Annotated in this window: 16 protein-coding genes; 12 read left to right on the top strand and 4 right to left on the bottom strand. The window is 73.8% G+C overall.

The window, feature by feature from the left end:
• Nucleotides 1–8: 8 nt before the first annotated feature.
• The 3 genes from ACZ303_RS17765 to ACZ303_RS17755 all read right to left on the bottom strand — a co-directional run bounded on the left by ACZ303_RS17765 (nt 9) and on the right by ACZ303_RS17755 (nt 1932).
• Nucleotides 9–941 (bottom strand): anti-sigma factor RsbA family regulatory protein, encoded by a 933-nt coding sequence (locus ACZ303_RS17765; RefSeq protein ID WP_467339897.1) that lies wholly within the window; start codon nt 939–941, stop codon nt 9–11.
• Nucleotides 938–1219, bottom strand: a complete 282-nt coding sequence (locus tag ACZ303_RS17760) for an STAS domain-containing protein (RefSeq protein ID WP_467339895.1) — start codon at nt 1217–1219, stop codon at nt 938–940. Before ACZ303_RS17760 ends, ACZ303_RS17765 begins: the two co-directional genes overlap by 4 nt.
• 179 nt (nt 1220–1398) lie before the next feature.
• Nucleotides 1399–1932 carry a PadR family transcriptional regulator gene (locus ACZ303_RS17755; protein WP_467339893.1) on the bottom strand — a complete coding sequence of 178 codons (534 nt, stop codon included), beginning with the start codon at nt 1930–1932 and terminating at the stop codon, nt 1399–1401.
• Nucleotides 1933–2052: 120 nt separating this feature from the next.
• On the opposite strand from ACZ303_RS17755, the gene ACZ303_RS17750 reads away from it, so the two are divergent.
• A complete protein-coding gene (locus tag ACZ303_RS17750) occupies nt 2053–2604 on the top strand; it encodes a hypothetical protein (RefSeq protein WP_467339891.1) in 552 nt (183 codons plus the stop codon).
• Nucleotides 2605–3335: 731 nt separating this feature from the next.
• On the opposite strand, the gene ACZ303_RS17745 is transcribed toward ACZ303_RS17750, so the two are convergent.
• Nucleotides 3336–4304, bottom strand: a complete 969-nt coding sequence (locus tag ACZ303_RS17745) for a helix-turn-helix transcriptional regulator (protein WP_467339889.1) — start codon at nt 4302–4304, stop codon at nt 3336–3338.
• Nucleotides 4305–4465: 161 nt separating this feature from the next.
• On the opposite strand from ACZ303_RS17745, the gene ACZ303_RS17740 reads away from it, so the two are divergent.
• The 11 genes from ACZ303_RS17740 to ACZ303_RS17690 all read left to right on the top strand — a co-directional run bounded on the left by ACZ303_RS17740 (nt 4466) and on the right by ACZ303_RS17690 (nt 15013).
• On the top strand, nt 4466–4735 hold the full coding sequence (locus tag ACZ303_RS17740; RefSeq protein ID WP_467339887.1) for a hypothetical protein: 270 nt from the start codon (nt 4466–4468) through the stop codon (nt 4733–4735).
• 13 nt (nt 4736–4748) lie between these two features.
• Nucleotides 4749–5030 carry a hypothetical protein gene (locus tag ACZ303_RS17735; protein ID WP_467339886.1) on the top strand — a complete coding sequence of 94 codons (282 nt, stop codon included), beginning with the start codon at nt 4749–4751 and terminating at the stop codon, nt 5028–5030.
• Between the two features lie 226 nt (nt 5031–5256).
• Nucleotides 5257–5469: an MbtH family protein gene (locus ACZ303_RS17730; RefSeq protein ID WP_467339884.1), complete on the top strand. Its 213-nt coding sequence runs from the start codon at nt 5257–5259 to the stop codon at nt 5467–5469.
• A gap of 105 nt (nt 5470–5574) precedes the next feature.
• The gene (ddaH, locus tag ACZ303_RS17725) at nt 5575–6426 is read left to right on the top strand and encodes a dimethylargininase (protein ID WP_467339882.1); all 852 of its coding nucleotides are present in this window, start codon (nt 5575–5577) and stop codon (nt 6424–6426) included.
• Nucleotides 6423–7454 carry a TauD/TfdA family dioxygenase gene (locus tag ACZ303_RS17720; protein ID WP_467339880.1) on the top strand — a complete coding sequence of 344 codons (1032 nt, stop codon included), beginning with the start codon at nt 6423–6425 and terminating at the stop codon, nt 7452–7454. Before ddaH ends, ACZ303_RS17720 begins: the two co-directional genes overlap by 4 nt.
• The gene (locus ACZ303_RS17715; RefSeq protein WP_467339878.1) at nt 7447–9222 is read left to right on the top strand and encodes a non-ribosomal peptide synthetase; all 1776 of its coding nucleotides are present in this window, start codon (nt 7447–7449) and stop codon (nt 9220–9222) included. Before ACZ303_RS17720 ends, ACZ303_RS17715 begins: the two co-directional genes overlap by 8 nt.
• Entirely contained in the window at nt 9219–10010 is a 792-nt protein-coding gene (locus ACZ303_RS17710; RefSeq protein ID WP_467339876.1) for a thioesterase II family protein, read from the top strand. The genes ACZ303_RS17715 and ACZ303_RS17710 overlap by 4 nt, the downstream gene beginning before the upstream one ends.
• Nucleotides 10010–11107, top strand: a complete 1098-nt coding sequence (gene hppD, locus ACZ303_RS17705) for a 4-hydroxyphenylpyruvate dioxygenase (RefSeq protein ID WP_467339874.1) — start codon at nt 10010–10012, stop codon at nt 11105–11107. Before ACZ303_RS17710 ends, hppD begins: the two co-directional genes overlap by 1 nt.
• Nucleotides 11104–12210 carry an alpha-hydroxy acid oxidase gene (locus tag ACZ303_RS17700; protein WP_467339872.1) on the top strand — a complete coding sequence of 369 codons (1107 nt, stop codon included), beginning with the start codon at nt 11104–11106 and terminating at the stop codon, nt 12208–12210. Before hppD ends, ACZ303_RS17700 begins: the two co-directional genes overlap by 4 nt.
• Nucleotides 12207–13526 carry an aminotransferase-like domain-containing protein gene (locus ACZ303_RS17695; RefSeq protein WP_467339870.1) on the top strand — a complete coding sequence of 440 codons (1320 nt, stop codon included), beginning with the start codon at nt 12207–12209 and terminating at the stop codon, nt 13524–13526. Before ACZ303_RS17700 ends, ACZ303_RS17695 begins: the two co-directional genes overlap by 4 nt.
• Nucleotides 13523–15013, top strand: a complete 1491-nt coding sequence (locus ACZ303_RS17690) for an AMP-binding protein (RefSeq protein WP_467339868.1) — start codon at nt 13523–13525, stop codon at nt 15011–15013. The genes ACZ303_RS17695 and ACZ303_RS17690 overlap by 4 nt, the downstream gene beginning before the upstream one ends.

Here is a 15013-nt window from a genome sequence, read left to right as displayed (position 1 = left end):
GGCCGTGCTCACTGCCGCAGGTAGAAGCGGGTGGTGGTGCCCTGGGCCCGGGTGTGCGTACGGACCAGGTCGGTGAGGCAGTGGACGAGGAGGAGCCCGCGGCCGCCGAGACGGCCGGGCGGGGGCGGGCGGCGGCCGGCCAGGGGGTCGCCGAGGTGTCCGCCGTCCTCGACCTCGCACACCACGTGGCCCTCCTCGGACCAGATCCGCAAGGTGCCCGAACCGCCACCGTGCACGACGCTGTTGGTGGTCAGCTCCGCCACGGACAGGGCCAGGTCGTCCTGCCTGTCCCGGGGCAGGCCGAGCCCGGTGGCGAGCCGGGCGGCGAAGTACCGGGCGTCCGGAAGGGTGTCCGCGTCGAAGGTGAAGGCGGCGGCGCCGGAGGGGAGGGGCAGGGGTGTGTTGTACGCGGCGACGACGCGGTCGGGAGCGTAGGCGTCGCTGGGCCGGTCCTTGCCGGCGGCGATGATCACGGGATGCGTGGCGTGGGCGTCGGCGAGGACGGCCGGGTCCAGCCGGACGGCGTCGTAGGGGCAGAGGATGGTGACGTCACGGCCGGTGAAGGCGTGGTTGATCAGGGCCTCGTGCTGGGCGCAGGCCGGGTACTCCGCCGGGGTGCGGCCCGCCCAGATCGGCTCGCCGATGATCCGCACATGGCCGCTCGGATGGGCGTCGGCGAACGCGCGCAGTACGCGGGGGATGATCCGGCCGGGGTTGCGCCCGGCCTGCTCCATGTCGATGAGACGCACCGCGGCGGCCCGCTCTCCCAGGGCGGCGCGCAGGAGGGCGAGGTTCGGTCCCGGAACGGCCACCGCCACCGGCTCCCCGGCGTCCAGCCCGTCCTGGATGAACGGCACCGTGCCGGCCAGATACTCGCATTCGTCCCGGTAGAACAGTGCCGGGTGGACGAACACCTCGGCCACGGCGGGTATGCCCGTCACCCCGTCACCTCGATCGCTGTCAGATCGGACCAGAACGTCTCCAACGTGCGGCGCAGCGAGGTCGGCGGGTGGTCTATGACGACCCGCCTCCCGGCTTCCCCCATCCGCTGGGCCGCCAGGGCCAGGGCGGAGGTGCCGGCGACATCGACGAACGTGACGGCCGACAGTTCCAGGTAGGCGTCCCCGTCGTGCTGGAGCAGCCCTTCCAGCGCGTACTCCCACTGGGCTCGCGTGGTCAGGCCGATCTCACCGGAGGCGCGCACGCCGGACCGGCCCACCAGCGGGCGGATGTCGAGAGCGCACCGCCGTGACGGCCCTCCGGCCGCCCCTGTCGTATGTGACACATCCACCGACCTCGCTTCGGTTCCCCGTGGCGAGAGCCAGTATCACCCACGGCGCTCCCTCGGCGTGAGGCATACGGCCGGAACGGCGGGGGCCGGGGGCGTCGGCGCCTGGATCAATCGTCGCTTCGGGCGGCCGCGTTGATCTCGTCGGCGGCCCAGCGGGCCCACTCCTCGCGCATGGCGGTGAAGCGCCGCCCGTACTCCATGGCCAGTCGGCCGTTCACCGACAGGGGGTCGTCGCCCCAGTCGATCTTCTTCTCGAGCTCTTCCAGCACGCCGTGCTGCCTGGCGGCGCGGTCCGCCTCGCCGAGGAGGTAGGCCGTCGCCTCCAGCGGCGTGAGGTGATTGAGGAAGAACACGCGCAGCAGCGCCTCGCTCCGGCGGACCGGCTGCGGGTCGGACTCGGTGAGCCAGCGGTGCAGCTCGGTGCGGCCCGCTTCGGTGATGGCGTACTCCTTGCGGCCGCGGGGGCCCTCCGCCGCGACCTCCAGCAGGCCGCTCTTCGCGAGCTTGCCCAGCTCGCCGTAGACCTGGCTCTGGGTGGCAGGCCAGGCATTGCTGAGGGAGGTCTCGAACCGCTTCATCAGGTCATAGCCGCTGGCCTGCTGGTTGGCCAGCAGTCCCAGCAACGCGTGTCTCAGGCTCATGGCTCCACACTACCTTCCAGTAATGACCCGTCAAGGATGGACCTTCCATAGCTGACATGTCATAGTTGGAATGTCGGCGCGGCCAATCGGGGGCGCACCGCTTCGGCTGAGGAGATTTCCATGAACTACGTGCGGGGCTTCATTCCCTGGATCGCCTTCGCGGTCGTCTCGCCCTGCGGCTGGCAGTGGGGAGCGGTCACCGCGCTGATCGCCGGCGCCGTGCTGCTGGTCAAGGACCGAAGGGCGGGGGTGGCCGGCGAGTCGCTGATCCTGGAGAGCAGCACGGTCGTCTTCTTCGCCACGCTCACCGCGCTGGCCTTCGCCCTCCCGCACAGCGGGCTGCGGCACTACGGCGGCGCCTTGTCGCTGGGCTGGCTCGCCCTCACCGCCTGGGTCACGCTGATCATCGGGCGGCCCTTCACCACCGGGATAGCCAAGCGGCAGGCGCCGCCCGAGGTATGGGCCACGCCGGTCTTCCGCCGGATCAACGTCGTGATCACCGCCGCGTGGGCCGGTGCTTTCACCCTGACCGCCGCCGCCCTGGCCGCGTTCGACGCCACCGGCCTCGGCGGCGGGGCGTCCACCCTGGTCCAGGTCGCCGGATTCGCCCTGCCCGCGATGTTCACGGCCCGCTATCCGGACCGGGTCCGTGCTCGGGCCGCGGCGCGCTGAGGGGGCCGGGGCTGCGGCCGGGTGGTCCGGATGTACGAGATCGACGGGTCCGGCGACCGGATCGCCGTGCGGTCACTTCGAATCGCCACCGCGCGTCGGTGCGGGGTGGCCGACGGTGCTGCCGCAGGCGGAGTGCGCGGCGATCTGCCGGGGGTGCCGCCCCGGTCGTTCGCGCCCGGGGCGTGACCGACTTCCTGCCCGGGAGCTGGGCGGATGGTGACACGTCCCAACGGCTCGTGCCCCTTGCGCGCCTTGGCGTGGTCGGGGGCGTTCGGTCCGGAGAGGTGGCTGTGGCGCGCCCCGGGAGGGGCCGTGCTCCCACGTGTCGCCCTGCCGCCGGTGGTCGTCGCCGGCGTGCCCGTACCTCTGGCTGTCGGAAGGCGCGTCCGTCCGGGAGCAGGAGTGGCCGCTGCGACAGGGCGCTGCCTGGGCGGTGGCCGGGGTGGCCGGGGTGGTCGAGGTGACCGGGGCGGCTGAGGTGGTCAGGATGGTGCCGGTGGAGATCAGGGCGGCTGCGAGGAGAGCGGTGAAGCGCCTCATGGTGGTGGGTTTCCTGTCAGTGGTGGGTGGTCGAGCAGGGGCCGTGGGTCCGGCAAGGCACGCGCGGCCGCTCCCGGTCGGCGATCTCGGCGCTGTGCCCGGCGTGGACCCCGGCGGGGCGGTCCGGGAACCGCCCCCGCGCATCCGGCCCGCCGGCAGCCCTCCGCACGGTGGGGCTGCCGGCGCCGCTCTCACAGCCAGCCCAGCCGTGCTGCCTTCAGGCCCGCTTCGAAGCGGCTGCGGGCGCCGAGGCGCTCCATGATGGAGGCCATCGTGCGGCGGGCGGTGCGCGGTGAGACGTGGAGTTGTTTGGCGGCGGACTCGTCCGTATGACCCTGGGCGATGTAGGCGAGCAGGGCGCGTTCATGGTCGGACAGGGTGCGGGTGTGTTCGGTGCCGAGGGGGGTGGACCGTTCCCAGGTCTGCTCGAAGAGGGCGAGCAGGGGGGCCAGCATGGCCGGGTCGGACAGGCACAGGGCGCCTCTGCGGGTGTCGCCCGGATCGATGGGGATCAGCGCCGACGCCCCGTCGACCAGGATCATCCGTGGCGGCAGGCTCGCCGCGGTGCGGAACTCGCCGCGCTGCTCGGTCAGCCAACGCGCGTAGTCCAGGGTCGCGGCGTCCTCGCGGACCCCGTCCAGGCCGATCGTACGGATCGTCACACCGCGTCCCAGGACATGTCCGTCGTTGTGCCGCGCCGCCCGGAGGGCCGCCGCCGACTGGGGTCCTCCGGGCATGAACGTCAGCACTTCGCGGACCGCGTCGCGGGCCAGTTCCTGGAGCCGCCGCTGCACCGCGTCCATGCCCTCCAGCCGCTCGACACCGTCGCTTCGGGGGGTGCGGGCGCCCGTGCCGGCGAGCATGCGGATGAACGAGGCCTGACTGTCGGCTATCTGCCGCTGCCGCTCGATCAGTTCGGCGTGCTGCCGGGCCAGCAGCTGTTGGAGGCCCATGGCCGGCTCCACCGCCAGGAAGCGGCCGGGCGCCTCGAAGGACTCCTGGATCAGCCGGAGTTCGAACAGCTTGTCCAGGCAGGCGCGGACGCGCTCGGGGCAGGTCGCCAGGCGGGCCGCGATCTCCTCGACCCCCAGGGCAGGGGATTCCAGCATTTCCCGGTAGACCGCCTCGTCCGTCGTCTCCAGACCGAGTGCTACGAACACGCGTTCCCCTTTCTGTGTGGCTGGTACCCCGTGCCGGACAGTCTGGGCGGAGGCGGTCAACAGCGGATCAACGCGCATTGAACGCCGCCTCCGTGGGCCCGTGTCACAAACCGGCCTGGACGGTTTAGACCGCCCTGAACCGGTTCCCGGGCCGAGGGTCGATGACCAAGATGGTGTTCCACCGGGGCGGCGCGGATGGGCCGGCCTCCCGATCGGCCCCGGCCGCACCAGCGGCCCGACACCTGATCAACGCGATCGACCTGATCAACGCGATCGACCTGATCAACGCGATCGACCTGATCGACCCGAACAGAAAAGGCACTCCCCATGGCAGTCCGCACCCGCGTCCCCGGCAGACCGGCCGCCCCGGCCACCGCCGCCCGGCAGCCCTCGACCTCCCAGGTGGTGCGACCGCTGTGATCTGGGACTGATGTACCACCCACCATGCGACTGACCGTCATCACCCTGGCCGCCACCGGGACCAGTGCCCGTCAGGTCCTTGACGGAGCGCAGGTAGAGGCCGTGCTGTGGGCCGCGGCGGCCATCGAGGACCGCCTGGAGCACATCAGCACCCGATGCGCCCCCGGTCGCCTCCACTTGGGGATCTTCACCGCGGTGCTCCCCGAGGCCGCCGCCGGGGCCGCCGCCCTCGGCATCTGCCGCCGCGCGCTGGCCATGTCCCCCCTCCTGCGCGACTGGAGCGTCCGGGCCGTCCGCCCCGCGTAGGCCCGGCCCCCACCTGCCTCCACCGGTCGGCCACCGACCGTCGGACCGGCGTGGCCCGGCACCCGTCCACCTTCACCCACCTGCCGGTCACCGGCCGCCCGCCCGCGTATGGCCGCCACCCGCCACCCCTTCCACCCGTCGTCGGTCACCGGCACGCACCCCGCGCCGGCGCGCCGCCGCACCCGGAACCCGTACCACCACCCATCCACGAGAGAGGGAATTCCCCATGGCCAACCCCTTCGAGGGCGAAGACGGCGAGTACCTGGTCCTGACGAACGAGGAGAACCAGCACTCGCTCTGGCCCGCGGGCATCGATGTGCCCGCCGGATGGACCGTCGCCCACGGCAAGGACACCAGGGCCGCCTGCCTCGACCACATCGAGCGGACCTGGACCGACATGCGCCCGGCCTCCCTGATCGCCCTCACCCGCGAGCCCTAGGCCCGAGCCCGAAGCCGAGTCCCGGCCGCAACCAGGGCCTGGACACCGCCCCGCTCCACCGCACCCGTACCCACCCACCCGTCCCCCCCGACCCGGAGATCCGCCATGCCCGATCCGCAGCAGCAGCCCACCCGTACGGCCCGTCCCCGGCACTATCTGATGTGCCGTCCGACGCACTTCACCGTCGACTACCGCATCAACCCCTGGATGGACCCCGACAAGCCGGTCGACACCGCGCTGGCCGTGCTCCAGTGGGAGCGGCTGTACGACCTCTACCAGCAGCTCGGCCACACCGTCGAGCTGATCGAGCCGGTCCCCGGCCTGCCCGACATGGTCTACTCCGCGAACGGCGCCACCGTCCACGACGACCGGGTCCTGGTCGCCAACTTCCGTTACGAGCAGCGGGCCGCCGAGGCCCCCGCCTACCGCGCGTGGTTCGAGAACGCCGGCCACGCCGAGGTGAAGGCCGCCGAGCACACCAACGAGGGCGAGGGCGACTACCTGGTGGCCGGCGACCGGGTGCTGGCCGGCACGGGCTTCCGTACCGACCCCGCCGCGCACGCCGAGGCGCAGGAGCTGTTCGGCGTCCCCGTCATCAGCCTGACGCTCGTCGACCCGCGCTTCTACCACCTCGACACCGCGCTCGCCGTCCTCGACGACGACGAGATCATGTACTACCCGGACGCCTTCTCGGAGGAGAGCCGGCGGACGCTGCGGGAGCTGTTCCCCGACGCTATCCTCGCCGACGAGGCGGACGCCGAGGTGTTCGGCCTCAACGCCGTATCCGACGGCCTCAACGTCCTCCTCCCGCAGGCCGCGACCGCCCTCGCCGGCAGGCTCGCCGCCCGCGGCTTCCGGCCCATCGGCGTCGACCTGTCCGAACTCCTCAAGGGCGGCGGCAGCGTCAAGTGCTGCACCCTGGAGATCCGCCACCGCGCCACGGACGGCCGCCGGTGATCGCCCACTGGACCGTCGAGCCCGGCGGGCCCGCCACCCTCGTGGCCCCCCACCTGGCCGGCGTCGACGAGGCGCTCGCCTGGCTGGAGTACACGCACACCGAACTGCGCACCGGCCTGCGGGCGTACGGAGCCGTGTACATACGCGGCCTGCCCGTGCACAGCGTGGAGACCTTCGCGCGGGTCCGGGACGTGCTCATACCGCAGCGCACCCCGTACCGCGAGAAGGCCACGCCGCGCAGCGACTTCGGCGGTGACGTCTACTCCTCCACCGACCTGCCGGCTGCCCAGTCGATCAGGATGCACAACGAGAACAGCTACACCCTCACCTTCCCCGGACTGCTGCTCTTCGGCTGCCTCACCGCACCCGAGCAGGGCGGCGCCACCCCCGTGGCCGACTGCCGCAGCGTGCTGCGCAACCTCCCCCCGCACCTCGTGGAGCGGGCGCGGAACCACGGCTGGCTGCTCAGGCGCACCTACTCCGACCACCTCTCGGTGGACTGGCGGTCCGCGTTCGCCACCGACTCCCGAGCCGAGGTCGAGCGCTACTGCGCCGAGAACCTCATCTCCTGCGCCTGGGACGAGGACGGCACCCTCCGCACCCGCCAGCTGCGCCCCGGCATCGTCCACCACCCGGAGACCGGCGAGGAGGTGTGGTTCAACCACCTGGCGTTCTGGAACGAGTGGTCGCTGGACGAGGAGGTCCGCGAGACCCTCGTGGACGAGCTCGGCCACGACGACCTGCCCTTCAACACGGGCTTCGGCGACGGCCTGCCGCTGACCCGGGACGAGCTCGACACCATCAACGCCGCCTACGAGGCGGCCACCGTCCGCCGGGCGTGGGAACCGGGCGACCTGCTGCTCGTCGACAACGTCCTCAGCACGCACGGCCGCGACCCCTTCCGCGGCGACCGCCGGATCGTGGTCGCCATGGGCGCCCCCGTGACGCTCGCCGACTGCCGGCCCACCGTCGAGCCCGCCGCCGACGCGCCCCGCCCCGCGCCGGAGGCGGTGACCTCCCATGGCTGACCCCCGTGAACTCCCGCTCCCCGCCGACCCGGTGGACCGCTTCCGGCAGACCGTACGGGCCATGCCGGACCGCACGGCCGTCAGCGGACCGGACGGCACCCTCACCTTCGCCGAACTCGACACCCGCACCGCGGACCTCGCCGGCCGCCTGAACGCCCTGGGCATCGGCCCGGGCGACCGGGTCGGCGTCGGTCTGCCCCGGGGCGTCGACTGGGTCGTGGCACCGCTCGCCGTGTGGCGCGCGGGCGCCGCGTACGTCCCCCTCGACCCGGCCCACCCCGAGGCCCGGCTCGCCCGCGCCGCCGCCGACGCCGGCCTGCGCGCCCTGGTGACGGACACCGCCGCACCCACCTGGCTCACCGGCGTGCCGGTCCTCGGACCCGGCCCCACGGGCGCCACCGCGCCGCCGCGCGGGGAACCGGCCGCCTCGGACCCGGCGTACGTCATCCACACCTCCGGCTCCACCGGCACCCCCAAGGGCGTCGAGGCCCGCCGGGGCGGCGTCGCCGCGCTCATCGACGGACTGGAGCAGCGGGGCGTGTACGCGGACGGCCACCGGGTCGTCGCCTGGAACGCGAGCATGTCCTTCGACGCCTCCGTCCAGCAGTGGGTCCGCGTGTGCCGGGGCGACACCCTGGTCGTCCTCGACGACGCGGACCGCACCGACCCCCACCGGCTGGCCGCCCTCCTCGCCGAGCACCGGGTGACCGACCTCGACCTCACCCCCTCCCACTGGGAGGCCCTCGCTCCCCACCTGCTGCCGCAGGCACCCCCCGAGCGGATGCTGCGCCTGCTCATCGGCGGCGAGCCGGTACCGCCGCGCATGTGGCGCGAGCTCGCCGACGCGTCAGCCGAGGGCCGCGTCGAGGCGTTCAACCTCTACGGGCCCACCGAGACCACCGTCGACGCCACCGCCTGCCGCATCAAGGGACCGGGCCCGCACCTGGGCAGCCCCTTGCCGCGGGTACGGGCGTACGTCCTCGACGGCGCCCTGCGCCCGGCCGCCACCGGCACCGCCGGCGAGCTCTACCTGGCGGGACCCGGCCTGGCCAACGGCTACACCGACCGGCCCGCGCTCACCGCCGAACGGTTCGTCGCCGACCCCTTCGCCGCGGACGGCACGCGCATGTACCGCAGCGGCGACGAGGTCCGCCAAGGCGCCGACGGCACCCTGGAGTTCCTCGGCCGCACCGACCGGCAGGTCAAGGTCCGCGGCCACCGGGTGGAGCTCGGCGAGGTCGAGGCGGCGCTGCGCTCCCACCCCGGCGTCACCGCCGCCGTGGCGACCGTACGCCAGGGGACCGAACTCCTCGCCCACTACGTGCCGGCGGACGGCGCGGGCCCCACCCCCGGGGAGCTGCGGGCGCACACCGCGGCCGCCCTGCCCGGCTATATGGTTCCGGCCGCGTTCGTCGCCCTGGACGCCCTGCCGATGACCGTCAGCGGCAAGGTCGACGTACGCGCCCTGCCGGCGCCGGAAGCCGCGACGGAACGCCCCGGCCCCGTACCCGACGGGCATGACGGCCTCCACGGCGAGATCGAGGAGCTGATCGCCGGCGTGTGGTCGGAGGTCCTCGGCCGCGACGACATCCACCCGAACGACGACTTCTTCGCGCTCGGCGGCCACTCCCTGGTGGCGCTGCGCGTCGTTTCCCGGCTCAAGAAACGGATCGGCGTGGTCATGCCGACGAAGGACATCTACCGGCACCCGCGCCTGCGCGACCTCGCCGGGCACGCCGAGTCGCTGCGCGCGGGGAGGACGGCGTGAGCGCCGCACCGGCCACCACGGTGGTCGCGCTGAAGCGGACCGAGGGCGCGGAGCGGACGCTGGTGTGCCTCGGCTTCTGCGGCGGCGGCACGGCGGCCTACCACGAGTGGGCCGCGGCGCTGCCGGCCGCCACCGACCTCCTCGCCGTCTGCTACCCCGGCCGCGAGGGGCGCTTCGCCGAGGACTTCGCCGACAGCTGGGAAGCCCTCGCCGAGGACGCCACCGCCGCCGTCCGCGCCGCCACCGCGGCCGGTGGCCCGTACGTCCTCTTCGGGCACAGCATGGGCGGCTGGATGGCCTTCGACGTCGCCACCCGCCTGGAGAAGGCGGGCGACCCGGCCCCCGAGGCCCTGGTGGTGTCGTCCTGCAACGCCCCGGACCAGGGGCTGACCGCACGCGACCGGTTCCCCGCCCAACGCGACGGGGACGGCGAGCTCCTGACGTGGATGAGCACCCACGGGCTGCTGCCGGAGCACGTCCTCGGCGACGAGGACCTGACGGAGATGGCCGTGGAGCTGATGCGCGCCGACATCCGGGTCCGCGACACCTTCACCTACGGCGGGGCGAAGGTCACCGTGCCCCTCCAGGTCCTCTCCGGCGCGGACGACCCGGTCGTCGGCGACGACGCCGGAACCCGCTGGGGCGGTCTCACGACCGCCGCCCACCGGCACGACGTACTGCCCGGCGGCCACTTCTACACCCCCGGGATCTGGCGGACCCTCCCGGACCGCATCGCGGCGCTCCACCCTGCCGCCGCACCCCTCGCACCTTCGAACGGACGCATGTGATGACGACGACCCCCTCCCCGCCCACCGGCCTCGGGCTGAGCCACGTCGAGTTCCACGTCACGGACCTCGCGGCGGCCGCCGACGGGTTCGTGACCCGCTACGGCTTCCGGACCGTCGGCCGCTCCGAGCCCGCCGCCGACGGGCCCGCCGCGGCCTCCCTCGCCCTGCGCCAGGGCGCGATCACCCTCGTGCTCACCCAGGGGATCGGCGACGACCACCCCGCGGGCGGCTACGTCCAGCGGCACGGCGACGGCGTCGCCGACATCGCCCTGAGCACCCCGGACGCCACGGCCGCCTTCACCGCCGCCGTGGCCAGGGGCGCCCGCCCCGTCGCCCCGCCCCGCCGCCACCGCGACGGGCGGACGACGGCGACCGTCGCCGGCTTCGGCGACGTCACGCACACCTTCGTCGAGCACGACCCGGCCCACGAGAACCCGCTGCCGCCGGGCTTCACCGCCCTCCCCGACACCGGGCCCCGGCCCGGCGAGGGGCAACCGCTCGCCGAGCTCGACCACTTCGCGGTCTGCCTCGAAGCGGGGCGGCTCGCCCCCACGGTCGACTTCTACACGCACGTCCTCGGCTTCGAGATGATCTTCACGGAGCGGATCACGGTCGGCGCCCAGGCCATGGACTCCCAGGTCGTCCAGAGCCCCTCCGGCACCGTCACCCTGACCCTCATCGAACCCGACACCTCGGCCGAGCCCGGCCAGATCGACGGCTTCCTCAAGGAGCACGACGGAGCCGGCGTCCAGCACGTGGCGTTCCGCTCGGCGGACATCGTCCGGGCCGTCACCGAACTGGGCGACTGCGGCGTCGAGTTCCTGTCCGTACCGGGCGCGTACTACGACCTGCTCGGCGAGCGGCTCGACCTCGCCCGGCACAGCACCGGCGAACTCCGCGCGCTGGGCGTCCTCGTCGACGAGGACCACGACGGCCAGCTCTTCCAGCTCTTCACCCGCTCCACCCACCCCCGGGGCACGCTGTTCTTCGAGGTGATCGAGCGGTTCGGCGCCCGCACCTTCGGCAGCGGCAACATCAAGGCCCTGTACGAGGCCGTCGAGGCCGAGCGCCTCGCCCCCCAGGGGCCGCGGCCGTGACCGGGCCGGTGTCCCCGGCCGACTACGCGGCCGTCGCCGAGCGGGTGCTGCCGCGCGAGGTGTGGGACTTCATCGACGGCGGCAGCGGCGCCGAGCGGACCCTGGCGGCCAACCGCGCCGCCCTGGACCGCGTCGCCGTCGTCCCGCGTGTCCTCACCGGCGCGGCCGAGCCCGCCACCGGCACCGGGCTCGCCGGATCGCGGGCCGCGCTGCCGCTGGCGATCGCGCCCATGGCCTACCAGCGGCTGGTCCACCCCGAGGGCGAGCGCGCCACCGCCGCCGCTGCCGCCGCGGCCGGGGTGCCGTTCACCGTCAGCACGCTCAGCAGCGTGCCCGTCGAGGAACTGACCGTCGCCGGCGGCGTCACGTGGTTCCAGCTGTACTGGCTGCGCGACCGGGGCGCGGTCGTCGAGCTCGTACGCCGGGCCGAGGACGCCGGCTGCGGCGCGCTGATGGTGACCGTGGACGTACCTGAGATGGCCCGCCGGCTGAGGGACCTGCGCAACGGCTTCAGCCTCCCCGCCGGTGTCGTGGCCGCCCATCTCGAAGGGCCCGGCACGACCCGGGCGCACGAGCGCCGGGCGGGTCTGTCGGCGGTCGCCGAGCACACCAAGGAGGCGTTCGCGCCCAGGCTGGACTGGGACGACCTGCGCTGGCTGCGCGGCATCACCCGCCTGCCCCTGATCGTCAAGGGGATCCTCGACCCCCGCGACGCCGCGCGCGCCGCGTCCCTCGGCGCGGCCGCCGTCGTCGTCTCCAACCACGGCGGCCGCCAGCTCGACGGCGCCGTCGCCGCCGCCGACATGCTCCCCGCGGCCGTGGACGCCGTCGCCGGCCGCTGCCAACTCCTCCTCGACAGCGGTATCCGCTCCGGCACCGACATCCTCAAGGCCCTCGCCCTCGGCGCTGACGGCGTCCTCCTCGGCCGCCCCGCCCTGTGGGGCCTGGCCGCCGACGGCGCCGACGGCGTACGCGACGTCCTGGCGCTGCTGGCCGCCGAACTGCGCTCCGCGCTGGCCCTGTCGGGCTGCCCCGACACCGCCTCGGCCCGCGACCTCCACACGACCGGCCGCGCCGACGGCTGGAAGGAAGCACGCGCATGACCGATCACCTCGTCCTCGACCCCGCCGACCTCCACGGCTCCCTCACCGACCCGGCCCTGCTGTCGATGAACTTCCTCAACGAGGTGGCGGGCCGCTTCCCCGACGCGGTCTCCTTCGCACCGGGCCGCCCCAGCGAGGAGTCCTTCGCCGTCGAGGACCTCCACCGCTACCTCGACCGCTACCGCGACCACCTCCTGAACGAACGCGGCCACGACGAGGCCGGCGTGCGGCGCGCCCTCTTCCAGTACGGGCGCACCAAGGGCATCGTCCACGACCTCATCGCCCGGCACCTGAGCGTCGACGAGGGCGTCACCGCCGACCCGGAGTCCCTCGTCGTCACCGTCGGCGCGCAGGAGGCGCTGTGGCTGGTGCTGCGCGCCCTGCGGGCCGACGCGGACGACGTCGTCCTCGCCGTCGCCCCCACCTACGTCGGGCTGACCGGGGCCGCCCGGCTCCTCGACATGCCGGTGCGCTTCGTCGCCGAGGGCCCCGACGGCGTCGACCTCGACGACCTCACCACCCAGCTGCGGGCCGCCCGCGCGGCGGGACAGCGGCCCCGCGCCCTGTACGTCGTCCCGGACTTCTCCAACCCCACCGGCACGACGATGACCCTCGACAACCGCCGTGGTCTGTTGCGGACCGCCGCCGACGAGGGGCTGCTGATCCTGGAGGACAACCCTTACGGGATCTTCCGCGCCTCCGGCGACCGGCCGCCCACGCTCAAGGCACTCGACACCGCCCACCAGGTGGTCTACCTCGGCTCGCTGGCCAAGAGCTGCTTCCCCGGCGCCCGGGTCGGTTTCGCCGTGGCCGACCAGCCGGTGGCCCTCGCCGACGGCCGCCAGGGCCTGTTCGCCGACGAACTCTCGAAGATCAAGAGCATGGTCACCGTCAACACCTCGGCGGTCAGCCAGGCCCTCGTCGGCGGGATGCTGCTGGAGCACGACGGCAGCCTCCTACGCGCCAACGAGCGGCAGATCGCCACGTACGCCCGCAACCTCGACGCCCTGATCCAGGGCCTGGGCGAGCGGTTCGGCTCCGTGCCCGGCGTGCGCTGGAACACCCCCGACGGCGGCTTCTTCGCCGTCCTGACCGTGCCCTTCACCGTCGACGACGCGCTCCTGGAGCACTCCGCCGTCCGGCACGGCGTGCTGTGGACACCCATGAGCCACTTCACCACCGGCGAGCATGCCCGCCGCCAACTCCGGCTCTCCTGCTCCCTGCTGACGGTGGAGCGGATTCGCGAGGGCCTGGACCGGCTGCACGCCCTGATCACCGAGCGCATGGACCTGACGAAAGGCGGCCCGAGCCGATGAACGACGGCACCTCCCTGATCCGGAGCCTCATCGGCGCCGCCCACGCGCACCGCGACGCGGTCGCCGTGATCGACGGCGGCACGCACCACACGTACGCCGAACTCGACGCCGCCTCCGCCGAGATCGCCGGCGGACTCGCCGCGCGCGGCATCGGCCCCGGCGCCGTCGTAAGCGTCCTGGCCACCCGCTCCTGGGAGCGCTGCGCCGCGCTCCTGGGCGCCTGGCGCGTCGGCGCGGGCGTCCTGTCCGTCGACCCCGGCACGCCGCCGGCCAGGGCCCGCAAGGTCGCGCACGGCGCCGGCTGCGCCCTGGTCCTGCGCACCGACGACCTGCCCCCCGCCGCGTGGGACCTCCCCGAGCACACCATCGGCGAGGTGCGCGGCCCCCGCCGCGACCCGGTCACCGACGGGCCGCTCTGCTACGTCATCTCCACCTCCGGCTCGACCGGCGAACCCAAGGCCGTGGCACTGCCCCCGATCGTCCTCGCCGACCTCGGCCAGTGGCACGTACGCCACTGGCGTCACAACGGCCTCCCGCACACCCTGCACACCACGTCCGTCGGCTTCGACGTCGGCTACGAGGAGATCGTCGCCACTTGGCTCGCCGGAGCCGCGCTGATCGTGGTCGGAGACGAAGAGCGACAGGACCCCTTCACGCTCGTCGACATCATCCGCGACCACGGAGCGGCCCGCGCCTTCCTCCCGGTCGTCGGCCTGCACGGACTCGCGATGGCGGCCGCCGTCGAGGACGCGGAACTGCCCACCCTCCGCGAGATCCTCGTGGCCGGCGAGCCGCTCGTCGTCAACGACGAGGTCCGGGCGCTGTGCGCCCACGGAGCCGTCGACCTGGTGAACCAGTACGGCCCCAGCGAGACCCACGTCGTCACCCAGCACCGACTGCCCGGCGACCCCGCCTCCTGGCCCGACCACCCGCCCATCGGCACCCCCGTCGCCGACGCGGAACCGCTGCGCCTGGCCGACGGCCGGCTGCGGCCCTTCGCCCCCGGCGAGGAGGGCGAACTCGTCATCGCCGGTGACTGCGTGGCCCTGGGCTACCTCGGCGACGGCGACCTGACGGCACGGAAGTTCCGCACGGTCGCACACCGCGACGGCGGTACGCGCCGCTGCTACCTCACCGGCGACCTGGTGCGCTTCGACGGCACCGCCTTCCACTTCCTCGCCCGCGCCGACGACCAGCTCAAGGTCAACGGCCACCGCGTGGAGCCCGGCGAGGTGGAGGCCGTCCTCGCGGGCGTCCCCGGCGTCCGCCGCGCCGCCGTCGTCGGCGTGAAGGTCGCCGCCTCCACCCAGCTGGCCGCCGCCTACCTCCGCGAGGCCGGTTCGGACGTCGGCACCGACGACCTGATCCGCGCCTGCGCCGCCCAACTGCCCGCGTACATGGTGCCGAAGCGGTTCACCGTGCTCGACGCCCTGCCCGTCACCCCCAACGGCAAGGTCGACCGGGCCAGGCTCCGGGACCTGGTCTGA

It is taken from the genome of Streptomyces sp. NPDC023527 (assembly GCF_055560115.1).
This window is presented reverse-complemented; position numbering and strand designations above follow the sequence as displayed.